This window comes from Meiothermus ruber DSM 1279 (genome assembly GCF_000024425.1).
Classification (GTDB): domain Bacteria; phylum Deinococcota; class Deinococci; order Deinococcales; family Thermaceae; genus Meiothermus; species Meiothermus ruber.
Window position 1 is genome coordinate 1618828 of the sequence record NC_013946.1, and the last position, 24825, is coordinate 1643652.

Genomic DNA, 24825 nt, shown 5'->3' on the forward strand with positions numbered 1-24825 from the left:
CAGACTAAGGCCGATGAATCTAGAGATCCTGCAAAACGAGCGCCTACGTCTTACGGTTGCCCCGGAACTGGGGGCCAGCGTGGTGGGCCTCGAGCTCTACCAGGCGGGCTTCTGGCTGCCCATCCTGCGCCCTACCCTGCCTGCGGCCCTGGCACAGAAGCACTCCCCCGATACCTCGAGCTACGTCCTGGCCCCTTACTCCAACCGCATCCGGGACGGGCGCTTTCGCTTTGGCGGGAAAACCTACCAGCTTCGCCCCAACTGGCCCGATGGCCGGCAGACCATCCACGGCGAGGTACACGGGCGGCCCTGGAGCGCACAGCGCCTCGACGGGCACACCCTGCGCTGCGCTTTCGATGCTTCCAGCCTCCAAGACCTGAACTTCCCATTCCCCTTCAGGGTGGAAGTGGCCTACCGGCTGCAGGGGGATGACCTGGAAATCTCGACCATGCTGACGAATGTGGGAACTGAACCCATGCCGGCGGGTTTCGGGCACCACCCATACTTTATGCGTCGCCTGGGCCTCTCGGACGAAGCCCGGATCTCCTTCGAGGCCCAGGGCGTCTACCTGACCGATGCGAGCTGCCTTCCCACCCAGCCCGCCCAGGCCCTCCCACCGGAGTTTGACTTCTCGCGTCCAAGGCCGCTGGGGGCTACCCAGCTAGACCATGTTTTTGCTGGCTGGAAGGGGCGGCTACAACTGGACTGGCCCAGTTCGGGTTGGCAGATGGTGCTCGAGGCCGACCCCATCTTCTCACACCTGGTAGTCTTCACCGCGCCCGATGGCAGCGTGGCCCTGGAGCCCGTCACCCACGCTACCGATGGTTTCAATCTGATGAGCCAGGGCTGGGACAGTACGGGGGTGCGGGTGCTGGAGCCGGGCGAAGAGATTTCCGGCCGCCTGCGCCTGCGCCTGCTGCCCGGCGGGTAGGCGCAAAGATTCGAAGAAAAGCGATAAACTACGGTTATGCACGTTTTTCGCCTGCGCGGCAACTTCGAAACCCTCGATATCTACTCGGCGGCGCTGTTTGAGCTGGGCGCGCGGGGTCTGGAGGAAAAACCCGGCGAGGTCTGGGCCTACTTCCCCGAGCGCATCGAGCTGCCGTTTCCGGGGGAGTGGCAGGAGCTCCCCGATACCGACTGGCTCGAGGCCTACAAGCGCGACCTGCAGCCGGTGCGGGCCGGGCCCTTTGTGGTGCTGGCCCCCTGGCATACCTGGGAGGGCCCGGAAAAACCAATCGTCATTGAGCCGGGCATGGCCTTTGGCACCGGCCACCACGAGACCACCCGCATGGCTCTGGAAACCCTGGCTGAGCGGGTTGAACCGGGGATGCGGGTGCTGGATCTGGGCACCGGCTCGGGCATTCTGGCTATCGGGGCCGCGCTGCTGGGGGCCGAGGCGCTGGGCATCGACATCGATCCCGCGGTGATCCCCCAGGCCATCGAGAACGCACGGCGCAACCAGGTTAAGGTGCAGTTCCAGGTGGGCAGCCTGGACGAGGCCTACGACCCCCTGGCCGAGACCGCACCACAAGCCCCCCCCGCCCAGCCGGCCCCAACGCCCCTGGTGCAGGGCCCGTTCGACCTGGTGGTGGCCAACCTCTACGCCGAGCTGCACACCTACTTCGCCCAAAAATACCGGGAGCTTTTCGGCATCTGCGGAACCCTGATTCTCACCGGTATCCTGGCCGAGCGGGAGGGAATTGTGAAGAGCGCCCTCGAGGCCGCCGGCTTCGGGCTGCTGGCCCGCCGGCAGGAAGGCGAGTGGGTCTGCCTGACCTACGCCGCCCGCTGAGTTGTATGCGTCCCCATCGCGCCTTTGTGGAAAGCATCCAGCCCCAGGTCGAGCTTGTCGGGCGCGAGGCCCACCACCTGCTGGACGTGCTGCGGGCCCGCGAGGGCGACTGGCTTACAGTCTTCGATGGCAAAGGGCTGGAAGGCCGCGCCCGGGTGCTGCAAACCGAACCCGGCTGGGTTCGCCTGCAGGTCGAGGAGACCTGGCCGGCCAGCAAAGAGCCCCCCCAGCCCATCACCCTGTATGTGGCCCTGCTCAAGGGCGACCACCTGGCCGAGGTGGCGCGGGCCGCCACCGAGCTGGGAGCGAGCCAGATTGTGCCCATCCTCACCCAGCACTGTGTGGTGCGGGAGTTGAGCGAGGCCAAGCGCCAGCGCCTGGAGCGTATCGTGCTCGAGGCCGCCAAACAGTGCGAGCGCGCGGTGGTTCCAAAGGTGCAGCCGGTCTTACAGCTCAAACTGATCCCACCGGTGGAGCAGGGCTTCGTGGCCCAGCCCCGCACCCAGGCCCTGCTACACGAACATTTCGATCCCAGCAAGCCCACCGCGCTCCTCACAGGCCCCGAGGGTGGCCTGGGTGAGGCCGAGGTGCAGTTCTTGCAGGCCAGGGGCTTCACCCCGGTCACATTGGGGCCGCGTATCCTGCGGGCAGAAACCGCCCCAGTTGCGCTTTTGAGCCTGGTAACGGCGGCCTTTGGACTATGAACCCCTGGCGCTTGTTGTTGCTTGGCTGGCTGCTTCTGCTGCCGGCCTGCCGTTATACCTTTGTGCCGCTCGACCCTGGTCGGGCCACCCTGCCCAATCGCTTCAGCGTGAGCGGAACCCTCGAGGCCACCGAGCGCGGAGCGCTGGCCAGGCTCACCGTCCGGCGCCTGGCCGAGCCCGCCTACCTCGAGCTGCGCTGGTACAAGGGCGATCAGCTCTTTCAGGAGCGCTCCATCTGGGTAGAGAAGCCCGGCACCTACCAGGCCCGGTTTGAGCGCCTCGACGACGGCTACTACCGGCTGGTGGTGCTGGTGCAGAATAGCCCTTTGTTGCAGCTCGAGCTGGGCTCACCCCTGCTGCCCCCACCCCCTGCGCCTTAGGACTTTATCCCACCCCAATCAGCAAGAGCACCAGAGGAATCGTAACAAACGATAGCACCGAGGAAGCCACCACCGCCCGGGCCGCTCGAGGGCCGTCGCCGCCAAACTCCCCCGCCATCAAGAAGGCATTGACCGCGATCGGCATGGCACTCTGGAGCACCAAAACCTGAATATCCAGCCGCTCCAAGCCCAGCGCCCAGCCCGCCACCGCAGCCAGCAAGGGGGCGGCCAGGAGCCGTAAAGCGCTGGCTTGCAGCTCAAAACCACCCCACTCGGGCTTGGATCGAGCAATCTGGATGCCCAGCGTCAGCAGCATCACCGGAATACAGGCCTGGCCCAGCAGGTGCACCCCCTCGTCCAGCCCCAGCGGCAGGGGAATGCTCAGCCCCCGCACCAGCAAGCCCCCCGCCAGGGCCCAGAACAGCGGCAGCCTCAGGGTGAAGGCCAGGCTTTGCAGAAAACCACCTCCGCGCAAAAAAGCCGGCCCCAGCCCAAACATCAACACGCTGCTGGCGATAAAAAAAACAATAGCCCGATCCAGGCCGGGCTGCCCCAGGGCAAAGAAGGTGAGCGATAGGCCCATGTTGCCTGAGTTGGGGAAGGTCGCCGAGGCAATCAGGGTTTTAGTTGCCCCCTTATCCAAGCGCAACCACCGGCTCAGCACCAGCGCAGCCCCATAGAGCCCTGCCGAAGCTATAAAAAAGGCCGCCGTAATGCCCAGCACGCTGGCCCCGGTGAGCTTGGCCCTGAGCATGGCGTCGAAGATCAGCACCGGCACCAGCACGTAAATCGAAAGTTTGGACAGGGTTTGCAGGTCGAAGTCGATGCGCTTGCCCACCAGGTAGCCCATGAGCACAATGAACGCCACGGGAACAACGGTGTTGAGCAGGGCTTCCATACCTGGGGTAGCTTACCTGAATCCAGGAATCCGGGCTATGGCGCCCTCCTCCAAACATACCCTGGAGACACTTTTTCCTGGCAGGCCTCGGCAAGACTACCAAATTAGGTGAGCGAGGGTATGTACAAAGAGCTGCTGGTGGTGCAGGCGGCGGCCACCTGGTTTCTGGTGGGCCTGATCTGGATGGTGCAGGTGGTGCATTACCCCCTGTTTGCACGGGTGGGGCCGGCGGAGTTTCCGGCTTATCATGCGGCCCACTCGAGCCTCATTACCTGGGTGGTGGGGCCTTTGATGCTGCTCGAGCTGTGCACGGCCCTCCTTCTGCTCAGCCAGTGGCCGCCCGGCTTACCAGGCTGGATGGGATGGCTGGGCCTGGCGCTGCTGGGGGTGATCTGGCTTACCACCCTGCTGGTATCGGTGCCGCTGCACGCGCGGCTGGCCGGGGGTTTCGAGGCCCAGGCCCACGCCCTGCTGGTGGGTACCAACTGGATCCGCACCCTGGCCTGGACGGCTCGAGGCCTTCTGAACCTGTGGGCCCTGCTGAGGCTCACGTAGCGCATCCCACCTGCAAGCAAACCGAGCCGCTGGGTGCCCTCAAGACACCCAGCGTTGTTCCTATCAGCCGCTAGGACAGGAAATCCAGCACTGTACGGGTGATCAGCTCAACACCCAGGGGCAGCGAGCGCTCGTCGTCAATCCAGAAGCCCGGGTGGTGATGGGGTCGGTTCTTGCTGGGGTCGGGGTCGCCGGCCCCCAGCCAGAAGTACACCCCGGGGCGGCGGTTAAGAAACTCCGACATATCGTCGCCCCCCATCACAGGGGGCACTTCCAGCACCGAGGCCTCCCCTACCACCTCTCGGGCCACCCGCCGGAAACGTTCGACCATCTGGGGGTCGTTGACCACCGCCGGCGATCCGGGTAGCCAGGTTACAGCGGCCCGCCCACCCATGGCCGCGGCAATTCCTTCCGAAAGCTCGCCAATGCGCCGCATGAGCTTTTCCCGCAGGCCTGCATCAAAGGTGCGCAGGGTGCCTTTGAGCGTAGCCGTCTCGGGGATGATGTTGTGGGCGCCCTCCCCTGCCGTAACCGTGGCAATGGTGATCACAGCGGTCTGGATGGGGTCGGTCTCGCGGCTGACCAGGCTTTGCAGCGCCACCGTGAGCTGGGCCGCCATCAAAACCGTATCCACGCCCTCGTGGGGCATGGCTGCATGCGCCCCTTTGCCCTGTAGCTGAATGGTAAAAGCATCGGCGGCGGCCATGGAAGGGCCCGGTCGCACCCCCACCTTACCCGCTGGCATCAGGCTGTACAGGTGAAGCCCCACCACCGAGTCCACCCCGTCCAGCACCCCGGCCTCCACCATGGGCTTCGCGCCCGATACAATCTCTTCGGCGGGCTGGAAGGCAAAGCGCACCTCACCGGCTATCTGCTCCTTGAAGCGGGCCAGCACCGCTGCCACATGGGCTGCAATGGCCGCGTGGCCGTCGTGGCCGCAGGCGTGCATGACACCGGGGGTCTGGGAGCTGTAGGGCACCCCGGAGTTTTCCTGTATCGGCAGAGCGTCGATGTCCGCCCGCACCAGCACGGTTTTTCCGGGATTCGCCCCCCGCAGCCGGGCCACCACCCCGGTCTGGGCCACGCCCCGGGTCACCTCGAGGCCCAGCCCCTCCAGAAACTCGGCTAGCCTGGCGCTGGTGCGCACCTCCTGAAAACCAAGCTCTGGATGGCGGTGAAAGTCCCGGCGCATCTCAATCAGACTGGGGGTGATCTCGGCGATGGCTTCTTGTAGGTTCATACCGCTTTAGTCAAACATCCCAGCCAGGGCCCGTCAACTGTGCATGGATTGACATTGGGCGGAAGGGCGCGGGGCAGATGCTTGGTGGGAAAGCAATGGGGGTGGGGCCTTGGCTGGGGTGTGCCCCATTCAAGCCAGACTGCTAAAATCCTGTTCTCGACATACTTTACGAGCACAGCTTGAACTCGGTACAGCATTTGCTAGACTTGGTAAAAACCAAGCTGCACCTTTCAGGAGCAAGACCATGAGCAAACCTTGGCTAAAACACTACGACAAAGGCGTCCCCGCGGATGTGCAGGTGCCCGAGGTGCCCCTCTGGCAACTGTTGGCCGACAGCGTCAAAAAGTATCCCGATCACGTGGCCCTCGAGTTCATGGGCAAGGTCATCGGCTACCGGCAACTGTGGGAATCGGTGCTGAAGTTCGCCGGGGCGCTCAAGGCCCAGGGGGTGGGCCCGGGCGACCGGGTCGCCATCATGCTGCCCAACAGCCCCCAGTTTGTGATCGCCTTTTACGGCACCCTGGTTGCCGGCGGCGTGTGCGTCAATATCAACCCCCTCTACACACCGCGCGAGCTACGCCACCAGCTCGCCGATGCCGGGGCCGAAACCCTAGTGATCCTGGATATGCTCTGGCCCCGGTACGCCGAAATAGAGGCCGAAGTACCGGTCAAGCGCGTCTTTACCACCGGCATCCAGGACTACCTGCCCTTCCCCAAAAACCTGCTTTTCCCGCTCAAGGCCCGGCGGGAAAAACGCTGGGTGAACCTGCCACAACACCCCAAACGGCTGGACTTTAGCAAAGCCCTGCGCAGTGCCACCCCACTTACTGAGCCTTACCCCGCCAAGCCCGACGATGTGGCCCTCCTGCAGTACACCGGGGGTACGACAGGACTGTCCAAAGGAGCCATGCTCACCCACCGCAACCTGGTGGCTAACACCTACCAGAGCCTGGCCTGGGGTGGCGACGAGGTGAAGGCGCTCGAGGGCAAGGGGGTTATGCTGGGCGCCATCCCTTTTTTCCACGTTTACGGCATGACCGTAGCCATGAACTACGGCCTGGCCGCTGGGTACAAACTGGTGCTGCTGCCGCGCCCCGAGGTCAAGCCCTGCATCGAGGCCATCGAAAAGCACGGGGTTACCCATTTCCCTGGCGTCCCCACACTCTACATCGGCTTCATCAACTTTCCCGGCATCGAGAAGCGCAAGGTGGGCACAGTCAAGGTCTGCATCTCTGGTTCGGCAGCGCTGCCGGTGGAGGTGGCTAAAAAGTTCGAGGCCCTCACCGGTGGCAAGCTGGTGGAAGGCTATGGCCTCACCGAAGCGGCCCCCTGCACCCACTGCAACCCCCTGTCCGGGCAGCGGAAAATGGGCAGCATCGGCATTCCCATGCCGGGCGTTGATGCCAAGATTTTAGACGAGAACCTGCACGAACTACCCCCGGGCGAAGTGGGTGAGCTGGCCGTTCGAGGGCCCAATATCATGCTGGGCTACTGGCAACGCCCCGACGAGACCAGCAAGACCATCAAGATCGACTGGCTCCTGACCGGCGATATGGCCCGGATGGACGAGGATGGCTACTTCTACATCGTGGATCGCAAGAAGGACATGATTATCGCGGGGGGCTACAACATCTACCCACGCGAGGTAGAAGAGGTGCTGTTTGCCCACCCCGGTGTGGCCGAGGCCGCCGTGGTGGGGCTGCCCGACGAGTACCGCGGCGAGACCGTGGCGGCTTTCATTGTGCCCAAACCCGGCGTCAACCTTACCCAGGAAGAGCTGGACAAATACTGCCGCGAGAACCTGGCGGCCTACAAGGTTCCGCGCATCTACGAGTTCCGCAGCGAACTGCCCAAGAGCGCAGTGGGTAAGGTGCTGCGCCGCGAGCTGCGCGAGGCCGCCCTCAAGGAGCGCCAGAAGGTGGGCAGCTAGTGCTTATCCCGGGATACGCCCCTTGCCGCCAGGGTTGGTGGCAAGGGGTTGCACCCGGAACCGCTATGTGTAAACCCTCGAGCGCTCCACGGCCTCGGCAAAGGCCTGGACCGCCTGATCCACCTCGGCCTCGGTGGTATAGCGCCCCAGGCTGAAGCGCACCGAGGCCCTGGCCTCTTCCTTGCTGCGCCCAATCGCCAGCAGCACATGGGAGGGCTCGAGGCTCCCGCTGCTACAGGCCGAGCCCGAAGACACCGCCACCCCCAGCAGATCGAGGTTGAGCAATAAGCCCTCCCCATCGGCCCCCCGCACCGTTACGTTGACGTGCTTGGGGCTGCGCAGGGTGGGATGTCCATTGAGCAGTACACCGGGTACGGCCAGAAGCCCGGCCTCGAGCCGCTCACGCAAAGCCAGAAGCCGCCGCGATTCTTCAGCCAGCCGTGCCGCTGCCTTTTCTGCAGCCAGCCCCTGGCCATACACCGCTGGCAGGTTCTCAGTGCCGCCCCGATACCCCTGCTCCTGCTTACCCGGGATAATCGGAAATAGCTCCACCCCTTTGCGCACATACAAGGCCCCCACCCCTTTGGGGCCGTAAAACTTGTGCGCGGCCAGGGAGATGAGATCGGCCCCCAGGGTCTCCACCTGGCAGGGCACGGTGCCCATGGCCTGCACGGCGTCGGTGTGCAAGAGCACGCCCCGCGCATGGCAGACTTCGGCGATCTCCCGAACCGGGTAGAGGGTGCCCAGCTCGTTGTTGACGGCCATTACCGAAACCAGAATGGTCGCAGGCCGCAGAGCCTCGGCCACCTGCTCGGGGTAGATGAGGCCGTGTCGGTCGGGCTGAAGCAGGGTCACCTCGAAACCCAGGCGCTCGAGGTTCTTCAGGGCCTGCAAGACCGCCGAATGCTCCACCGCGGTGCTGACCAGGTGCCCCCGGCCCCGGGCCAGGGCCACCCCGTACAGGGCCAGGGCGTCGGCCTCACTGCCGCCAGCGGTAAGCACCACCTCCCGGGGTTTGGCACCCAGGGCCCGGGCCAGCCGTTCGCGACCCTCCTCCAGCAGGCTGCGGGCCCGCCGGCCAAGCTGGTGAATTGAGCTGGGGTTGCCGTACTCCTCCAGCACCCCCTCCATCGCCGCCCTGACCTCGGGATCCAGGGGGGTGGTGGCTGCGTAATCGAGGTAGATCATGGCCTGGGGCTAGGCGGGGCGGGTGCCCTCTCCCGGTTCTGCGGGCATGGCGGGCTCGAGCTGCACCAGCTTGCGCGACTCAATCAGCCGGCGCTCTTCAATCAGGTCTTTCAGGGTGGTGCTCCGCAAAACCCCCCGCATGGCTTCGTCTACTCTCTTCCAGAGGGTTTCGGTGGAGCAGTGCCCGGTCTGCCAGCACAGCTCGGGGTCGTCCAGGCAGATGACCGGGGCCAGGCTCCCCTCCAAAGCCTCCACCACTTCCAGGGCATCGATGTGTTCGCTGGGACGACCCAGCCTATAACCACCACGGGCCCCCCGAACACTGCGGATAAACCCCGCCCGGCGAAGCTGGGCCGCGATCTGCTCGAGGTAGTGCAGGCTAATGCCCTGGGCTTCGGCCACATCCTTGAGGGGCACCGCCTGCGGCTGCCGCAAGCCAATCTCCACCAGGGCCCGCAGCCCATACTGCGCTTTGGTCGAGACCCACATAACCCTAGTATAAATCCCCAAAACCCGTAAGAAAAAGGAGGATTTTCACTCTTGGCGAAAAACCACGCTAGCGGCGCAAGGCCAGTGCCAGCCCAAACAGCAAGGCCTGCGCAAGCACAATGGCGCTGCCGGCTGGCACATCCAGCGCGTACGCCGCCACCAGGCCCGGCAGCACCGATAGCGTACCGATCAGGATGGCCGATACGGTCATGGCAGCAAAGGTCTGGCTGAGGAGGCGGGCAGTGGCCGCCGGAATCACCACAAACGCGGCGATCAGGACAACGCCCACCACCTTGACCGAGACCACCACCACCAGGGCTATCAGGGCCGAGAGCAGGTAGTCGTGCCGGAGCACCGGCAGGCGGTCGGCCAGGGCCAGTTCGCGGTCGAAGGTGGCGTAGGCCCAGTAGCGCCACAACGGGGCCAGGAGCAGCATTAACAGGGCCAGCAGCCCCATCACCTGTAGGTCGGTCGGGGTGACGGTCAGGATAGAGCCGAAAAGGTAGGCCACGGCGTCCGGAGCGAAGCCCTGCCGCAGGGACATAAAAAGCACCCCCAGCGCCACCGAGACGGCAAAAAATATCCCGATAGCGGTATCGTCGCCCAGGCTGCTTTGCTCGCGAACCCAGGTGATGAGCAAGGCAATTCCCACCGCAAAGGGAATAGCCACCCAGAGGGGCTCCTGCTGGAGCAGCAGACCCAGCGCGACGCCGGCAAAAGCGGCGTGGGCCAGGCCATCCCCTAGAAAGGAGAGGCGGCGCTGTACCACCAAGACGCCCAGGTAGCTGGCCAGCCCGCCCACCAGGAGGCCGGCCAGCAGGGCCCGTTGCATAAAGGGAAGTTGAAGCGCCTCGAGCATCCTAGCGCCCCCCCAGAACCACCTGGTGGGCATGACCCACGTGCCCAAAGGCCTGGCTGAGGCACTCGTGGCAGAGCACTTTCTCAGGGGGGCCGTAGCCCACCACCCGCCGGTTGAGCACCAGCACCGCCGAGGCGTGGTGCTGGGCGGCTTCCCAGTCGTGGGTGATCATCAGGATGGTGGCGCCGCGCTCGGCTTGGTAGGCCTCGAGGTGGCGGTACAGGTCGGCCTCCCCCACCACATCCACCCCGGTGGCGGGCTCATCCAGCAGCAGCAGCCGGGGCTGGCGGATCAGGCTCCGGGCCAGGTAGACCCGCTGCAGCTCGCCCCCCGAGAGCCCGCCCAGCCGGCGGCTGGCCAGGTGCAGGGCCCCCACTTTCTCCAGCACCTCGCTGGCCTGCCTACGTTCCTCGCGGCCAATCCGGAAGGGCCAGTGCCGCCGCAGGCCCGAGACCACCACCTCGATGGCCAGGGCCGGAAAGCTGCGGTCGAAGCCCTTGACCTGCGGCACATAGCCCACCCAACCGGGCGGCACCTCGCGGGGGGGGTGGCCAAAGACCCGGATGCGGCCCGTGACCCGGGTGGGGCCGTCGCGCATGGAACCCCGCTCGAGGCCCAGCAGGGCCTTGAGCAGGGTGCTCTTGCCGGCCCCGTTGGGGCCCACCATGGCCACGAAGGCCCCTTCGGGCACCTCGAGGCTCACCTCTTGCAGCGCCTGGAACTCGCCAAAGCGCACCGAATACTGCTCAATCTCCACCGCCGGCGCGGCCATATTTACTGATAATACGCTATCAATAGACCTTTTGGATAGGGGCCTTATTCCAGCGGCACTTCGATTACGTTGCCCAGGCTCGAGAGCGGCTTGTCGAACTGGCGCTGGTCGCCCACCACCACAATCACGAACTGCTCCGGGCGCACATACTGCTGCATCACCCGCTGCAAATCGGCCGGGGTGGCGGCCTGAATCTGGCGCACGTACTGCTCGTAGTAGTCATCGGGCAGGCCCAGCAGTTGCGTGCGGGCGATGCGCTCAGCCACCGCCTGTTTGGAGGTAAAGCGGAAGACCTCGGCGTTGAGGATGTTGTTGCGGAAGAGCTCGAGCTCCTCCTGGCTCACCGGGCGCTGGCGCAGGTCGCGGAACTGGGCCAGCATCAGCTCGATGACCTCGGCGGTCTTTTCGACGCGGGAAATAGAGGCCCCGTAGAAAAAGCCCGGCCAGCCGAAGCCCTGGGTCTGGGCCCCGCCGGTGGCGTAGGCCAGGCCGCGCTTGGTGCGGACTTCCAGGAAGAGCCGGCTATTGAAGCCATCCCCCAGCACCCGGCTGGCCAGATCCAGCTCGCTGTAGCCGGGGGCAAAGGCCGTCACCGTGGGGTTGCCCATGTAAATGACGCTCTGGTTGGTCTCCTTCTGTACAAAGTAGATGCCGGGCTTGGGGCTGGGCGGCGCAAAGGTGGGCAGGCTGACCTCGCCCCGCGCCCAGCCCTGCAGGGTGCGCTCGAGCCTGGCTACCATCTCCTGGGTGTTGAAGTCGCCGGTAACGGCCAGCACCGCCCCGTTGGGCTTGAAGAAGCGCTGGTGGAAGGCCAGCAGATCGTCGCGGGTGATGGACTGGATCGAGGCCGTGCTGCTGATGCGCCCCGCGGGGTGGCCCTCGTTGATGCGGCGCACGAACTCCCGCACGGCAATCTGGGTGGGCTGGTCGTTGCGGCGGCGGATGGCCTCCAAAGCCCGGCCCTTCTCGAGGTCAACCCGATCCTGGGCGAAGCGCGGGCGCAGCAGCACATCGACCCAGATCTGCAAGACCTGATCGAGGTTCTCGGTCAGGGTGTTGAAGGCCACCGAGGTAAAGAGGTTGTCGGTGCTCACGCTCACCGAAGCGGCCAGGGTCTCCAGGGTTTCGTCCACCTGGTCGGGGGTGCGATCCCCGGCCCCGCCGGTGCGCATCACCGCGGAGAAAATCCCGCTCAGGCCCACTTTGTCCTCGGGTTCGTAAATCGAGCCGGCCCGCAGGTAGATGCGCCCGTTCACGAAGGGCAGGCTGCGGTCTTCAATCAGCAGAACCGTCAGGCCGTTGGAAAGCTGGACGCGGGTGGGCTGGATGGCGGTCGGCTGCAACCGCTGGAACTGCATCTTGAAGGGGTCGGGCCAGTCGGCCGGTACGCCCTGGGCCAGGCCCAGCGTCAGAAGCGCCAGCAACAAACTCCATATCGCTTTCATCGGCTACCTCCCCGGCTAATCAGGGTGGCTACGGTGCGGTTTTCTGGGGTGAAGTATTTGCGGGCGACCTGCTGGATTTCCTCGGCGGTGATGGTGTTGTAGATGGCCTCCTCCTCGAAGATGCGCTGGTAGCCGCCAAAGAACAGCTCGTAGAAGGCCAGGGCCTGGGCCAGCCCCGGCCCACCTTGCAGCACCCGCAGGTAGGCCGCGCGGGTCTGGTTGCGCACTTTTTGCAGCTCCTGCGGGCTCACCGGCTCGTTCTTGAGCCGCTCGAGCTCCTCGTAAATCAGGCGCTCCAGGTCCTGGGTGGTGCGGGGGGCGCGCGGCTGGGCCGAGATGGTGAACAGGTTGGGGTAGCGGAAACCCGGCGAGGCCGAGCTCGAGCTCACGTTCAGGGCCGCCTGCTCCTGGATGACCAGGCGGCGGAAGAGCCGGCTGGTGCGGCCCTCGGTGAGGATGGAGTCAATCACGTCCATCACGTAGGCCTCGCGGTTGGGGTAGGTGGGCTTGTGGAAGCCAATCAGCAGGCTGGGCTGGGCGTTGTACTCGATGCTGGTGCGGCGCTCGGCGGTCTGAGGCGGCTCGGCGGGGATGCTCAGGTTGGGCCGCTCGGGGCCTCTGGGCACGGCCCCCATGTAGCGGCGCACCAACTGGATGTCGCGCTCCGGCTCCACATCCCCCACCAGCACCAGCACCGCCCGGTTGGGGTGGTAGTGGGTCTTCCAGAACTCCATGGCCTTGTCCACCCGGTAGCCCTGAATCTCCTCGCGGCTGCCAATCAGGGGGCGGCCATAGGGGTGCACCTGGAAGGCCGCGCGCAGGAAGGCCTCGCTCAAGGCCCCGTTGGGGTCGTTCTCGCTGCGCTGGCGACGCTCCTCCAGCACCACGTCGACCTCCTCGTAGAAGCTGCGGAAGACCGCGTTGAGCAGCACATCGGCATAGACCCGCAGGTAGAGCTCGAGGCGGTTGGAGGGCAGCGAGACCCGGTAATCGGTGCGGTCGTAGCCGGTGGAGGCGTTCAGGCCCTGCTCGCCGTTGTTGGTGAAGAGCTGGTCAATGGGGTTGGGCAGGGCCAGTTTCTTGGCCTCCTCGCGGGCCTGGTTGAACGCTGCCGTCAGCCGCTCTATCTCCCCCTGCGAAGCCCGGTTGGCAATGGCCCGATCCAGCTCGGCGCGGGCTTTGTCGATGGCCTCGAGGGCCGCTTTTTCCCTGGGCCAGTCCAGGCTCCCAATGCTGGGCGTACCCTTGAAGGCCATGTGCTCGACCATGTGGGCGATCCCCCCCAGGCCGGGGGCCTCGTCCACCCCGCCCACGTCGAACATCAGGTTGAAGTGGATCACCGGGGCGGTCTTGTCGGGCACCATCAGCACGCGCAGGCCGTTCTCGAGGGTGTATTTGCGGATCTGCTCACGGAGCTGCTGGGCCAAAGCCCCTGGCAGCAGCAGCACCAGCAAGAGCAACCAGACCAGTCTTTTCACCATGACCTCCTGTGCGGTGTCGAGTTTTTACCATTACGCCGCAAATTCCGCGTCCAGACTGAAGGAAGGTCTACAGTTGCCAGATACTGTGGAATGACGGCGATCAGCCCAGGCAAAGTTATCCGCCCAACCACGCCCTTTCGGCAACTTGAGGCTTTGGGGTTGCCTTCGAGAGGCCCAGCCGAACCCTTCCGGGTACTGGCACTGGAGCCTCGAGGCCCCCTCTACCGCCCTGCCGGGGGCGGCAAGACCTGGATGATGCTCTGCATGATAAAAGGCGGAACCCGCTTGCCCGGCAGGGGCCGCCCCATGAGCACCAGAAAGTAGGGGCCGGGCTTGGGAAAGGTCACCACCCCTTCCACGCGCCCGGTGCGCGGGTTGGGCTGCAAGCGCACCTGGGCGTCGGGCTGGGCGGTGGCGCTGACCCGGCCCTGGTAAAAAAGCAGCATGCAGAAGCAGTCCTGTGGCTTGATGGGCAGACCGCCCACCTGGATGTACTCAATCCAGGCCACCGTGGCCTTACCGGCGATGGGCGGGGCGTCGTTGGGTTCAAAGTCCACCTGGCCCTGCACATAGCCCCCGCTGCCCTCAAACGGGTGGCCCCAGGCCCACCCCAGGCCAAGCAGCAGGACAAGCCATCCAATCCGGGCATACCTCATGGGGTGCTCCCCTTTCCGCCGGGCGGCAGCAAGGCCGGGTTGGTGGTAAAACTCGTATCGGTGAGGGCCTCCAGGAAGGCCACCAGGTCGTCTACTTCCTGGTCGGTGAGGCCCAGGGGCCGGATGAGGGCGTCGGCATTGAGGTTGGGTTCACCACCGCGGTTGTAGTGCTGGACAACCTCTCGCAGGGTTCGGATGGAGCCGTCGTGCATGTAGGGGGCGGTGAGCGCAACGTTGCGCAGGGTGGGGGTTTTAAACTTGCCCACGTCTTCGTCCTTGCCGGTGGCGCGGGCCAGCCCGATGTCCTTGTAGACCGTGTAGAGGGCGGTGTTGCGGGGCTCGTCGTCGGTGAAGTCGGGGCCCACATGGCAGTGGAAACAGTCCCCCTTCTCGCTAAAGAAGAGTTCCATCCCGCGCAGGGCTGCCGGGCTCAGGGCCTGGTCGTCGCCGGCCTGGTAACGATCGAAGGGGCTATTGTAGGAAACCAGGGTGCGCTCGAAAGCTGCAATGGCATAGGTGACGGCCCTCAGGCTGGGGGGCTCGCCAAAGACCTCCTGAAAAGCCTGGGCGTACTCGGGGATGGCCTGGAGCCGCTGGGCGAGTTCCTCGGGCTCGAGGCCCATCTCGTCGTGGGCGGTGAGGGGGCCCACCGCCTGGAGCTCGAGCCGGGGAGAACGCCCTTCCCAAAACAGGTGCCGACGAAAGCCCACGTTGGTCAGGGTGGGAGCATTGCGGGTGCCTTTGCGGCCAAAGATGCCGGTGCTCACCGCCTTACCTCCATCGCTAAAGGCGAACTCGGGCCTGTGGCAGCTTGCACAGGCAACGGTGTTGTCCTTGGAAAGGCGGGTGTCGTAGAACAGTTTCCGCCCAAGGGCCACCTTGGCCGGGGTCTGGGGGTTGTCCTCGGGGATGGGCACGCTCCGCTCGGCAAAAAGAATGCGGGGGCTGGAAGGGTGCAGGGGGGGCTGCTCAACCACGGAGGGCGGAGGGACGGAGCGGGGCCAGAAGTACCAGCCCAGCAGGCCCACCCCCAGCAGGAGCCCCACCCAGACCATTGGCCGCCGTCGCATACGCATCTACTGGGCCAGCGAAAAGGCCGTCTGCATGTTGAAGTAAACCACCGACATCAGCAGGCTGGTCTCGGGGCTCAGGCCGTGCAGTTGGCGCAGGGGCTGCTTGCGCCAGTCCACAAAAACCCCGCCCGGCCCCGGCTCAAAAGCCCGGGCCACATCCAGGTTGAGCACAATAACCCCCCCACCGGGCGGGATGTTGATCTGCACCCGCCGGGTCTGGAGGTCGTGCAGGCGCACCGGGATACGAAAGGTGTCGGTGCCCATGTGGATCACCCATTTTTGGTTGCCCTCAGGGAGTAAGGCGGTGCCCTCGAGCCTGTAGAAGATGTAGCCGGGATTCCAGGCCCAGTACATGCCGGAGTTTACCCCCAGGGGTAGCTGCTGGGTGCCCGCGTCAAGGTGGTTGAGTTCACGCGGCACGCCCACATTGAAGCGCAGGCCCCGGTACTGCCCCGCCGGCACGTCCAGTCTCATGACGCTCACCCCCTGGGTAGGGCCATCCCGCTTGAACTCGGCCAGGGCCAGGCCGTCGGCGCGCACCTCGCGGCCATCCGGGCGCACCAGGGCCACCTCGGAAATGTAAAACTTCAGCAGGTCAATCTGGTAGCGCTGGCCCTGAGGGGTCTGGTAGGTCTGCCCCCATTGCAAGGGCCTGTCCCCCACCCGCAAATTCACCTTTATCTCAACCGGCACAGCCAGCGCGTGGGCGCTCAACAGCAGCAAAAACACTAGCCAGCCCTTTTTCATACCCGACCCCTTATTTTGAGGTTAGCAGAACCTGAACGGTTTTCGTGTGAAGCAGCCCTCAGGGGGCTACCTCGAGGGTGTACTCGAGGGTCTTGTGCGGCAGCTCCAGGGTAACCTGCCACGCACCAGGGGTTTGGGCCAACAGGGCAAAGTGATACTGCGCTTTGTACACCGGGCCTCCAGCATCCTCCAGGCGCATTGCTTCTCGCTCAGCACGAATACGCAGGCTGGGGCCACGCTCCAGCAGGTTGCCCTGGGCATCGCGCAGATCCAGGTAGAGGTGAATCAGACCGCCCTGGCTGAACAACTGACCGACATAGCGCCGGTCGCCCTGGGCCTCGGCGATGTTGATGAGGCGGGGCACGGCCTGGCGGGCTGGGGGGGGCGGTTCGGTGGTGGCTAGAAAACCACTCACCAGCAGCACCCCCAGCAGCAGGGCGGCCTCGAGGCTCACCGTCTGCAAGCCCTTGATCCGCTTCTCCCGCAACCGGGGCAGCAGCCAGAGCCGGTTGACCGCCGCCAGCCCCACCACCAGCCCCACCAGCCCCAGCTTGAGGAGCAGGCGCTGGCCATAGGCGGTGCCCCACAGGTGGGTCACCTCGCCCAGGCGAACCCAGGACAGGTACAGGCCCATCAGCGACAGGAGCACCACCGCACCCAGGCCCAGGGTCGAAAGGCGCTGGATGGCCCGCAGAATGGCATCGTAGCGGCTGCCTGGCCAGGCCACGGCCAGCGCCAGCACGCTCCCGCCCCAGGCCGCCGCAAATGCCAGGTGCAAAAGCCCGGCAAACATCTGCACAAGCCCGCCCCCGGCGGCGTGCGAGGTGAGGGTGAGGGTAAAAAGAAGCCCCAGCGCCAGCGGGGGGTAGAGCCAGCGATCCAAGCGAAACCAGCCCATGGACAAAAACAGCAGGCCCACCAGCAGCCCCAGCCGCAACAGCAACCAGTTACCCTGGGAGGTCTCGAGCAGGTAGCTGAGCAAAAGCGAGGTATCGCCCAGCATCCAGGTCACATGGTACACGCCATAAAGGGTGGCACCTACGGCCAGTAGGAAACCACCCGAGATCAGGTACCACAGCCGCCAGCGCTGGGCCCTGGCCGCCTCCGGCCCCACATACCGGCTGAACACCCCACCCCCCAGCAGCATAAACACCCCCAGGTAGAGGATGGCCCGCAGAATCGAGAGGGTGTTGTCGTGTTCGTGGGGCATAGCGGCTCAGGGGTTGGGGTTCCTAGACCAGGCGCTACTCTCCGGTATTCGATAGGTTATCAGAGCGCTAGGACGGCTTGTAGACAAACACGAAAAAATCGGTCTCGGTGTGCCCATCCACCCCCAGGTTTTTCCACATCACCACATAGGCCCCCGGCTGCAGGCCCGGCTTCAGCAGCACCGTGACACTCTTGCTGGTGCGAGCGGTGGTGCTCACCCCGGCGTCCACCCGGCGGGTGGTGTCGTTGCGCAAAGGCAGCACCTGCTGCACCAGGGAACGGGCCAGGCGCCTGAGCTGCGTAAAGTTACCCAGGGCCGCTGGAGGGGTCTCGAGGGGATAAACCTTGAAGCTCGAGAGCCGCACCTCCACGGCCTCACTAAAGTTTATGGTCACCGACCGGGGCATGGTTCGAAGGGTGGCGTTGGCCGGTGGGGTGGAGCTTCTGTACTCGGCGTGGGCAAAAACCGGAGCCACCAACAACAATAAACCGACATACCAGCGCATCAAGGTTTCCTCCTCAGGGCTCTACGACAAACACAAAAAACCCCTGGGTGGTGTGTGAGTCCACCGAAAGCACCCGCCACAGCACCACATACACCCCAGGGCCCAAACCCGGTCTGAGGGCTATGACCACATTTTCAGCGTCAGCCCGGCATCCACCCGCCCTGCTGGTTTAACCCCTCCAGCGGACAACGCCTTCTCTGCCAGGGCTTTGGCCTGTTCTTGCAACCAGCCCGCCTCCCGCCAGCGCTCATTGGGCACCTCGAGGGCGTACACCGCAAATTGCGAAAAGCGCAGTTCCACCGCCTCGGTAAAACTCAGCCGCACCTCACCCGGCGGCCTGCGAAGCAGCACGTTCTCGACGGGTGAACTGTTCACCAGATAGGCGTGCGCATGCGCGACCCCAGCCAAAGCCAGGGTCGCAGCAATCATCCAAAAGGCTCTCATCTGACCTCGAACAGCGACTTATCGCGAATGTTGAAGGTACTGCCCCCAACCGTGAAGTCAAAGGCTGTCCCCTCAATCTCGCCAAATATCCGCACCTGGTACTGCCCCGGAACGGCCAGGATCCACTTCGTCTGGTAGCGGCCTGCCCGATCCGCACCAGGCTGGGGTCGGAGCCGGTAAATATCTTTGGCGTCTTCCGACCACTTGTAGACGCGGCGCTGACCCGAGGGGCCGATAATCTCTACAGTGATGTTCTTTTCCGCACCAACTACCGGTGAGTTGTCGGCCTTACGGCGGATGATTAGGTCAAGACCGTTGATCTCCCCGGCCATCGAGGGCTCGTTAAGCTGGCCCACCGCAAAGACAAAAGGGCCTACCTCCACCCGCTCGTGCGCTAAAGCTGGAACCATCACAAAAGCCAGAAGTACAGCAAGGCAGGAAAAAGCACGCATGTAACAACCTCTCAGCACCCCCTCTTCAAGGGGAGTCTGTAACAAAATTCCTTGGGGCCGAAAAACCTAAAAAATGCCGTGTATAGCTAGGGGCGGCCCTCGAGCCGCCACGGCTTTCAGAAACTCATCCCGGGCCTGCTGCGCCCCAGACCAGAGCCGCGCCACCAAAGAGGCCACAAGAACCCCATTCAGCACCGGGGTTAGGTCGGGCAGCAGCATATGCAAAACGCAAAGCGGGCAATGCTCGAGGTGGTGATGGGTTTTTTCGGTGCCGTGGTGGGTGGCTTCATGCGGTTGGGTGGCTGTGGGTTCTATGGAGAACATCACCACCCCACGCAGACCAAACAACAGCGAGGTCAGGCATACCAGGCCCACCAGCCCAAGTGCAGCCAGGGCTCGAGGGGTGCTGGACTTGCTGCCCCGCATCATCAATCGCATCGATATTGTAACCGATTTGGCCTTACCTATATCGGGCGGATCAACCCCTCCCGAACCAGCTCTTGCAGCACCTCTGGCTTAGCATCCCGGGTTCGGCCCTCGGCAATGGCCCGCAGGGCTGCCAGGGCTTCGGGTTCTCCTCGCTTGAGCTGCAGGTGCAGGTCGCTGAAGGGGTTGAGGGCATCCTGTCCGCGCAGGGTGATGTGGTAGCGGCCAATGGGTGCAATCGGCGCCAGGTGGGCCAGGTAGTAGCGCGAAAGCTCCACATAGCGCTCGGCGTTCTGGGTTGGCTCCACCGGGCCGCGCACCTTGGCGGGAATGCCGATTGCCAGCATGCCTTCCGGAATTTCCATCCCGGGCGGCACCACCGCCCCGGCGCCCACCATCGCCCCTTTTCCCACCCGGGCTTTGTTGAGCACCACCGCACCAATCCCAATAAGGGCCCTATCTTCTATCAGCGCCCCGTGCACCACCGCCCGGTGGCCCACCGTTACGTTCTGTCCCAGGATACAGGGATCGCCCGGATCAGCATGTAGGATGGCACCGTCCTGCACGTTGCTTCCAGCGCCTATCACCACCCGCTCGGTATCGGAGCGCACCACCGCGCCAAACCAGACCGAGGCATTCTCGCCTATTTCGGCCTGGCCCACAATTAGCGCGTTGGGGGCAATAAAGGCGCTGGGATGAATTTGGGGTACGTGTTCGCCCAGTCGGTAGACGGCCATACTCACTCCTTTTTAATCTAAGTCTACGCTCAAACCCTGCGCTCGAGCCTGCACCAGGGCCTCATCCAGCAAGCGGACATCCTCGGGAAAGGCCAGCAAACGCCTTGCTTCTGCTGGATCAAAGAAGCCCGCCCCGTGCAAACCCCGCTCGAGCCGAATCGTACCCTCCCCTGTCATCAAAAACCAGTGAATCTCCCGATCGATACCCCTGTTGTTTTGGTAGCGCGTGGTGGACAGTTTTTGTCTTACAGTGCCTCTAAGGCCGGTTTCCTCTTCAACTTCGCGCAAGGCGGCCTGCTCCAAACTTTCCCCTGGATCCAGGTGCCCCTTGGGGAAACACCAGTAGCCCAGCCGGTCTCGAATGAGCAGAACCTGCCCCTGGGGATTGAACAGCACACCACCCGCACCCAGCACCCTATGGCTCATGCAAACTTCTCCTGCAAGTACTTGAGAACCATCTCATCCAAAACCGGCCCACCCCGGTAGCGCTCCTCGAGGTTCTCCATTCCAACGAGCATTACAAAGGCTTTTTCGGTGGCCTCGTCCCAGACCCCACTGGCTTCACCGGTGTAAAGCCCCTGGCGGCGGAGCAGAGCCTGAATCCAGGCAATCTCGTCGGAGTGTAAAGGTCGGCCCGGCTCGCCCGCGCCAAAAAGCAGCCGGTGGATGCTCAGCAGCCGCCGCAGCTCTGCTACCGGGTCGGGATGATCGTCTACCCGCAGGTCAATCCAGCGCTCCATGCCCCCGTAGCCCTTTCCTGTACCCACCACCAGCAACGCAGCCGACTGCCGGCCCCGCCGGTCACCCCCGGCCCGGTCGGCCTGGAACAAGGCTTCCAGCAGGCGCTCGGGAAAGGCCAGGTCGGTGCGGTTTAGGAAGGTGTGCTCGAGCGCCTCCAGTACCTCCGGCCCGGCCAGTAAGTTACCCTGGGCCGCATAGCCAGGGCCAAAGCGGCTGCCGGCCCAGGCCTGGCATTCCTGCCCGGTGTAACTCAGGCTCTCACCTGAAGCCAGCACATAGCCAAACTGGCGCCTGGCCAGATCGGGGTCGTTGCGGGCAAACACCGCCAAAATATCCTCCGGGCCGGCTCCCGCCTCCATCAAGGCCAGGCCTATGGGGCCGAAGCTGGGGTTGACGTAGGACTGGGTCGCCAGTGCACCCACGCCCGCTTTAGCCCAGGGCACCACAAAACCGACCGCAAGAAATTTGCTGGCAACCGCAATCCCTAAGTCGCCGGTATCGGGGTCGCGGGCCACCAGTGAAAAGGTGTGAACCGGCTGGTTCGCCTTCATGAGCCCTATCCTACCGTTGTCGCCAGCCCCCTAAATACTCCAGGCCGGTAGCTAGAAGATGGCCTGAATGACCAAAATACCCATCAGCAGGTGTATTAGAAACTTACCCGCCAACCCTCCCAACAGCCCTACCACCGCCCCCCAGGCCCCCCGCAGGGCCTCCTGGATCGAACGCCCTGCCACCAGCTCCCCCACGTAAGCGCCCACAAAGGGCATCAGGAACAAGCCCAGGGGAGGCAGAACAAAAAGACCCAGAAGACCCCCAATAAAAGCGCCCCAGACCCCCTGTCGGCTGCCTCCATAACGCCGGGCCCCTATGGCCCCAGCAATATTGTCCACCAGCGAAGAAAGCACCGTTAGAAAGCCCAAAACAATCCAGACCGGTATGGTGATTTCTCTAAACCCCAGCAGCAATTCGTGCAGCAGCGCCACCCCAATAATGACAAACCCAGCCGGAACCACCGGAATAAAGGTCGCCACCAGGGCCACCAACCACACCGCCACAAACAGCCAGTCGGCAAAAGCGTTCACGGCTTTACAGTGTAGCAAGGGGCTATGAGAAGCCAACCGCTCGAGGCTGGGTTTGAGCCCCCGCCATCTCCTCGAGCAGCTCGCCAGACGGCGCCCCCTGGCCCATTTCGGTAGCCACACCGAGCAAAACCTTTTTCAATCCTGTTTATTTCATTACACTCTTGAGTATAGATATGGCCGCTCGACTTCGACGCTACTTCATTACCGGTCTGCTTTCTACCTTGCCCATCGCGGTCACGCTGTATTTCCTGTGGTGGGTGTACAACTGGTCAAACAGCCTTATCGAGAGCATTCTGCGAATCATCGGTGCCGAGCCTGCCCGCTGGCTATCACCGTTTCTGCCCATTCTGGGCATTCTCGCCACGCTGGGCCTGGTGATCCTGGTGGGCGCACTGGCCGGGAACTATGTGGGGCGGCTCGTTCTGGGGGCCATTGACCGCAGCATCAAAACCATTCCCCTGGTGCGCGAAGTCTACAACGCCGTGCAGCAGATCGCCCACACCCTGCTGGGCCAGCCCGAGGTGCAATTCCAGCGTGCAGCGCTCATCGAATACCCCCGCAAGGGCCTGTATACCTTGTGTTTTATCGCCAGCCCCCAGGTCGGCAAACGCCTGTCGCCCTTACCCGAAGGATACACGGTGGTGCTCGTACCTACCAGCCCGGTGCCTGCATCCGGAATGGCCATCATCGTGCCCACCGCGGACGTAATTCCCCTGGACATTAGCATTGAAGACGCCCTCAAGTACGTGGTATCGGCAGGCTTCATCCTGCCCAATCAACGGGCCAAACAACTCCTCGAGACCGGCTCGCTCCCCCCCGAACCCAGCGCCTAGCGCAAACCCTTTGTGGGGTCGGTGGCCGTTTCGATCTGTTCCTGGGCCTGCTCGAGGTAGTTTTTAAGAGCCTCCAGGTTAGGGAAGTATCGCGTCGGCCCCCCCTGGGAAGGGCGCACGGAAGCCTTAACCACGCCATCGGGGCCCTGCCACATACGAATGATTAGGGCAATCGCTCTGGAGCGCATGAGATCACCCTTCATAAGGCTAGGGTAGGGCCTCGAGCGTTATACCGGCGTTATGCGGCCCCCTCGGGCATCTGTCCCGCCTGAAGCAGGCTAGTATGGGGCCATGGAAGGGATTTCACGTACCGGAAAAGCCCTGGGGCGCAGCGAAGTAGAAAAGGTGTACCAAAGCAAGCTGGTCAGCCTGGATGCCGCGGCTGGCATGATTAAGAGCCACTCAAGGGTCTTTGTCTCGGGCAATGCGGCGACCCCCACCCCCCTGCTGGAGGCCCTGGCCCAGCGCAAAGACGAGCTGGAGCAGGTTGAGCTGGTGCATGTCTTGCAGCTTGGCCCCGACCCCTTCCTGGCCCCCGAGATGGAGGGGCATTTCCGCCGACGCTCGCTGTTTGTAGGCCCCGCCGATCGCGAGGCAGTCAACTCCGGCCGGGCCGATTACGTGCCCATCTCGCTGCATCAAGTACCCTGGCTGTTCAAGCGGGGTGTGCTGCCCCTGGATTACGCCCTGGTACAGGTTTCCCCCCCGGACGAATTCGGTTTTGTGAGCCTGGGTGTGGAGGTAATCGCCGCCAAGGCCGCGGTAGAACAGGCCCGGCGGGTTATTGCCCTGGTCAACCCGCGAATGCCCCGCACGCTGGGCGACACCTTTGTGCACGTGTCGAAGTTCGCCGCCTTTGTGGAAGTGGATTTTCCGCTTCCGGTACTACCGCGCGACACGTTTGGTGAAGTCGAGGCCAGGATTGGCAAGTACGTGGCCGATCTAATTGACGACGGCTGTACCCTGCAGATGGGCATTGGGGCCATACCGGACGCCGTGCTGGCTAACCTTACCGGCCGCCAGGATCTGGGCATCCACACCGAGATGATCTCCGATGGCGTGATGGAGGCCTTAGAAAAGGGCCTCGTCACCGGGCAGCGCAAAACCTTGCTCCCCGGCAAAGTGGTGGGCACCTTTGTGCTGGGTTCCGAGCGGCTGTACCGCTTCGTGCACAACAACCCCCTTTTCGAGATGCGGCCCGCCGACTGGGTCAACAACCCCATCAACATAGCCCGCAACGACCATATGATCGCCATCAACTCGGCCCTCGAGGTCGACCTCACCGGCCAGGTTTGCGCCGACTCCATCGGCACCCGGATTTACTCCGGCTTTGGTGGCCAGCTCGACTTTATCCGTGGGGCCGCGGCCAGCAACGGCGGCAAACCCATCATTGCCCTCCCCAGCAGCGGCAAGGATGGAAGCTTTAGTCGGATTGTTTCTCTACTCAAAACCGGCGCCGGCGTTGTAACCACCCGGGCCGATGTGCACTATGTGGTCACCGAGTACGGCGTGGCCGAGCTGTTCGGCAAAAGCCTGCGCGAGCGGGCCCAGGCTCTTATCAGCATTGCACACCCCAACTTCCGTGAGGAGCTAAGCCGGGCCGCGTTTGAACGAGGCTTGCTGCCCAAAAGCTACCCCGGTTTTTCTGCTCCACAGTAACCAAAAAACGCGGCTCAATTAGGGTTTTTTGCGCTCGAGGGCTGCTCAAAACCCAGGGCCCTGTACATCAGGTCGAGGCTCTGGGCCAGGTCGGTGGTGGCCTTCTCGATCAGCTCGATGTACTGGGGAATGAGGGGATCGTTGTGGCTGGCGTCATCGCAGAAAATTTTCCAAAACCTGCGCACGCTGGCCAGGCCCTCACTCAGCCTGGGTTCCTTGCTCAACCACAGCTTGAAGGCCGGGTGGGACTCAACCCTGCACAGACGAAAGCTTTCCGTTTCAATCTGTAGCAAAAGTTTTTGAATCCGGACTTCGATGGACATAGCTTAAGATAGCCGAAATTTTGGCTACAGAACGCGTAAACAGGTGCGTTATTAGCCGTAGCCTGCCCCGGTCTGAGGCTTTCCTCATTTTCTCCGGCGCATTAGTTCGGTCGGCCAGTCTAAAAGCCTGATCAGGACGGGTTTATTGCGCATCAGACCTAAAGTCTTGTGTCAGGTATGCCCTTGACAAACCGGCCGCGC

31 protein-coding genes are annotated in these 24825 nt (G+C 63.7%); 8 read left to right on the forward strand and 23 right to left on the reverse strand.

Features of this window, described 5'->3' with window-relative positions; all coding sequences use genetic code 11:
- Positions 1-13 precede the first annotated feature (13 nt).
- From MRUB_RS08050 to MRUB_RS08065, 4 genes are read left to right on the forward strand one after another with little or no spacing between them, the layout of a single operon-like run.
- Positions 14-931, forward strand: a complete 918-nt coding sequence (locus MRUB_RS08050) for an aldose 1-epimerase (RefSeq protein ID WP_013013849.1) — start codon at positions 14-16, stop codon at positions 929-931.
- 36 nt (positions 932-967) lie between these two features.
- Positions 968-1795, forward strand: a complete 828-nt coding sequence (locus tag MRUB_RS08055) for a 50S ribosomal protein L11 methyltransferase (protein WP_013013850.1) — start codon at positions 968-970, stop codon at positions 1793-1795.
- 5 nt (positions 1796-1800) lie between these two features.
- A complete protein-coding gene (locus tag MRUB_RS08060) occupies positions 1801-2499 on the forward strand; it encodes a 16S rRNA (uracil(1498)-N(3))-methyltransferase (RefSeq protein ID WP_013013851.1) in 699 nt (232 codons plus the stop codon).
- Positions 2496-2879: a hypothetical protein gene (locus MRUB_RS08065; protein WP_013013852.1), complete on the forward strand. Its 384-nt coding sequence runs from the start codon at positions 2496-2498 to the stop codon at positions 2877-2879. The genes MRUB_RS08060 and MRUB_RS08065 overlap by 4 nt, the downstream gene beginning before the upstream one ends.
- A gap of 4 nt (positions 2880-2883) precedes the next feature.
- Here MRUB_RS08065 and MRUB_RS08070 read toward each other — a convergent pair whose 3' ends face one another.
- A complete protein-coding gene (locus tag MRUB_RS08070) occupies positions 2884-3777 on the reverse strand; it encodes an AEC family transporter (protein ID WP_013013853.1) in 894 nt (297 codons plus the stop codon).
- A 120-nt stretch (positions 3778-3897) separates the two neighbouring features.
- Between MRUB_RS08070 and MRUB_RS08075 the strand changes: the two genes are divergently transcribed.
- On the forward strand, positions 3898-4332 hold the full coding sequence (locus MRUB_RS08075) for a hypothetical protein (protein ID WP_013013854.1): 435 nt from the start codon (positions 3898-3900) through the stop codon (positions 4330-4332).
- Between the two features lie 70 nt (positions 4333-4402).
- Here MRUB_RS08075 and MRUB_RS08080 read toward each other — a convergent pair whose 3' ends face one another.
- Positions 4403-5572 carry a M20 metallopeptidase family protein gene (locus MRUB_RS08080; RefSeq protein WP_013013855.1) on the reverse strand — a complete coding sequence of 390 codons (1170 nt, stop codon included), beginning with the start codon at positions 5570-5572 and terminating at the stop codon, positions 4403-4405.
- A gap of 244 nt (positions 5573-5816) precedes the next feature.
- Here MRUB_RS08080 and MRUB_RS08085 point away from each other — a divergent pair, with 244 nt between their 5' ends.
- The gene (locus MRUB_RS08085; protein WP_013013856.1) at positions 5817-7502 is read left to right on the forward strand and encodes a long-chain-fatty-acid--CoA ligase; all 1686 of its coding nucleotides are present in this window, start codon (positions 5817-5819) and stop codon (positions 7500-7502) included.
- Positions 7503-7565: 63 nt separating this feature from the next.
- On the opposite strand, the gene MRUB_RS08090 is transcribed toward MRUB_RS08085, so the two are convergent.
- The 19 genes from MRUB_RS08090 to MRUB_RS08175 all read right to left on the reverse strand — a co-directional run bounded on the left by MRUB_RS08090 (position 7566) and on the right by MRUB_RS08175 (position 21809).
- Positions 7566-8690, reverse strand: coding sequence for a cysteine desulfurase family protein (locus tag MRUB_RS08090; protein ID WP_013013857.1), 1125 nt, complete (start codon positions 8688-8690; stop codon positions 7566-7568).
- A gap of 9 nt (positions 8691-8699) precedes the next feature.
- Positions 8700-9179 carry an RrF2 family transcriptional regulator gene (locus MRUB_RS08095; protein ID WP_013013858.1) on the reverse strand — a complete coding sequence of 160 codons (480 nt, stop codon included), beginning with the start codon at positions 9177-9179 and terminating at the stop codon, positions 8700-8702.
- Positions 9180-9246: 67 nt separating this feature from the next.
- The gene (locus MRUB_RS08100; protein WP_013013859.1) at positions 9247-10038 is read right to left on the reverse strand and encodes a metal ABC transporter permease; all 792 of its coding nucleotides are present in this window, start codon (positions 10036-10038) and stop codon (positions 9247-9249) included.
- A 1-nt stretch (position 10039) separates the two neighbouring features.
- A complete protein-coding gene (locus MRUB_RS08105) occupies positions 10040-10810 on the reverse strand; it encodes a metal ABC transporter ATP-binding protein (protein ID WP_013013860.1) in 771 nt (256 codons plus the stop codon).
- Between the two features lie 44 nt (positions 10811-10854).
- Entirely contained in the window at positions 10855-12255 is a 1401-nt protein-coding gene (locus MRUB_RS08110; protein ID WP_013013861.1) for a M16 family metallopeptidase, read from the reverse strand.
- Positions 12252-13736 (reverse strand): M16 family metallopeptidase, encoded by a 1485-nt coding sequence (locus MRUB_RS08115; RefSeq protein ID WP_015586906.1) that lies wholly within the window; start codon positions 13734-13736, stop codon positions 12252-12254. Before MRUB_RS08115 ends, MRUB_RS08110 begins: the two co-directional genes overlap by 4 nt.
- Positions 13737-13957: 221 nt before the next feature.
- Complete coding sequence (locus tag MRUB_RS08120; RefSeq protein ID WP_013013863.1) at positions 13958-14392, reverse strand: hypothetical protein; 435 nt, start codon at positions 14390-14392, stop codon at positions 13958-13960.
- Positions 14389-15462 carry a cytochrome-c peroxidase gene (locus MRUB_RS08125; protein ID WP_013013864.1) on the reverse strand — a complete coding sequence of 358 codons (1074 nt, stop codon included), beginning with the start codon at positions 15460-15462 and terminating at the stop codon, positions 14389-14391. Before MRUB_RS08125 ends, MRUB_RS08120 begins: the two co-directional genes overlap by 4 nt.
- Positions 15463-15468: 6 nt before the next feature.
- Positions 15469-16212 (reverse strand): MbnP family protein, encoded by a 744-nt coding sequence (locus tag MRUB_RS08130; protein ID WP_013013865.1) that lies wholly within the window; start codon positions 16210-16212, stop codon positions 15469-15471.
- Positions 16213-16270: 58 nt separating this feature from the next.
- The gene (locus MRUB_RS08135; RefSeq protein ID WP_013013866.1) at positions 16271-17422 is read right to left on the reverse strand and encodes a CopD family protein; all 1152 of its coding nucleotides are present in this window, start codon (positions 17420-17422) and stop codon (positions 16271-16273) included.
- Between the two features lie 67 nt (positions 17423-17489).
- Positions 17490-17927, reverse strand: coding sequence for a copper resistance CopC family protein (locus tag MRUB_RS08140; protein WP_013013867.1), 438 nt, complete (start codon positions 17925-17927; stop codon positions 17490-17492).
- A gap of 13 nt (positions 17928-17940) precedes the next feature.
- Entirely contained in the window at positions 17941-18057 is a 117-nt protein-coding gene (locus MRUB_RS16215; protein ID WP_081439952.1) for a copper resistance protein CopC, read from the reverse strand.
- Complete coding sequence (locus MRUB_RS08145) at positions 18048-18371, reverse strand: copper resistance CopC family protein (RefSeq protein ID WP_013013868.1); 324 nt, start codon at positions 18369-18371, stop codon at positions 18048-18050. Before MRUB_RS08145 ends, MRUB_RS16215 begins: the two co-directional genes overlap by 10 nt.
- Positions 18368-18781 carry a hypothetical protein gene (locus tag MRUB_RS08150; RefSeq protein WP_235438194.1) on the reverse strand — a complete coding sequence of 138 codons (414 nt, stop codon included), beginning with the start codon at positions 18779-18781 and terminating at the stop codon, positions 18368-18370. Before MRUB_RS08150 ends, MRUB_RS08145 begins: the two co-directional genes overlap by 4 nt.
- Before the next feature lie 108 nt (positions 18782-18889).
- On the reverse strand, positions 18890-19261 hold the full coding sequence (locus MRUB_RS08155) for a DUF2946 family protein (protein ID WP_013013870.1): 372 nt from the start codon (positions 19259-19261) through the stop codon (positions 18890-18892).
- 26 nt (positions 19262-19287) lie between these two features.
- Positions 19288-19986, reverse strand: coding sequence for a gamma carbonic anhydrase family protein (locus tag MRUB_RS08160; RefSeq protein WP_013013871.1), 699 nt, complete (start codon positions 19984-19986; stop codon positions 19288-19290).
- Positions 19987-19998: 12 nt separating this feature from the next.
- A complete protein-coding gene (locus MRUB_RS08165; RefSeq protein ID WP_013013872.1) occupies positions 19999-20412 on the reverse strand; it encodes an NUDIX hydrolase in 414 nt (137 codons plus the stop codon).
- On the reverse strand, positions 20409-21278 hold the full coding sequence (locus MRUB_RS08170; protein ID WP_013013873.1) for a DUF1028 domain-containing protein: 870 nt from the start codon (positions 21276-21278) through the stop codon (positions 20409-20411). The genes MRUB_RS08165 and MRUB_RS08170 overlap by 4 nt, the downstream gene beginning before the upstream one ends.
- A gap of 51 nt (positions 21279-21329) precedes the next feature.
- Entirely contained in the window at positions 21330-21809 is a 480-nt protein-coding gene (locus MRUB_RS08175) for a DUF456 domain-containing protein (protein ID WP_013013874.1), read from the reverse strand.
- A gap of 173 nt (positions 21810-21982) precedes the next feature.
- Between MRUB_RS08175 and MRUB_RS08180 the strand changes: the two genes are divergently transcribed.
- Positions 21983-22642, forward strand: a complete 660-nt coding sequence (locus MRUB_RS08180) for a DUF502 domain-containing protein (RefSeq protein ID WP_013013875.1) — start codon at positions 21983-21985, stop codon at positions 22640-22642.
- On the opposite strand, the gene MRUB_RS08185 is transcribed toward MRUB_RS08180, so the two are convergent.
- Positions 22639-22845 (reverse strand): hypothetical protein, encoded by a 207-nt coding sequence (locus MRUB_RS08185; protein ID WP_015586901.1) that lies wholly within the window; start codon positions 22843-22845, stop codon positions 22639-22641. The genes MRUB_RS08180 and MRUB_RS08185 overlap by 4 nt on opposite strands.
- Before the next feature lie 88 nt (positions 22846-22933).
- On the opposite strand from MRUB_RS08185, the gene MRUB_RS08190 reads away from it, so the two are divergent.
- Positions 22934-24301, forward strand: coding sequence for an acetyl-CoA hydrolase/transferase family protein (locus tag MRUB_RS08190; RefSeq protein WP_013013877.1), 1368 nt, complete (start codon positions 22934-22936; stop codon positions 24299-24301).
- Between the two features lie 14 nt (positions 24302-24315).
- Here MRUB_RS08190 and MRUB_RS08195 read toward each other — a convergent pair whose 3' ends face one another.
- Positions 24316-24624 carry a hypothetical protein gene (locus MRUB_RS08195; RefSeq protein ID WP_013013878.1) on the reverse strand — a complete coding sequence of 103 codons (309 nt, stop codon included), beginning with the start codon at positions 24622-24624 and terminating at the stop codon, positions 24316-24318.
- Between the last annotated feature and the right edge of the window lie 201 nt (positions 24625-24825).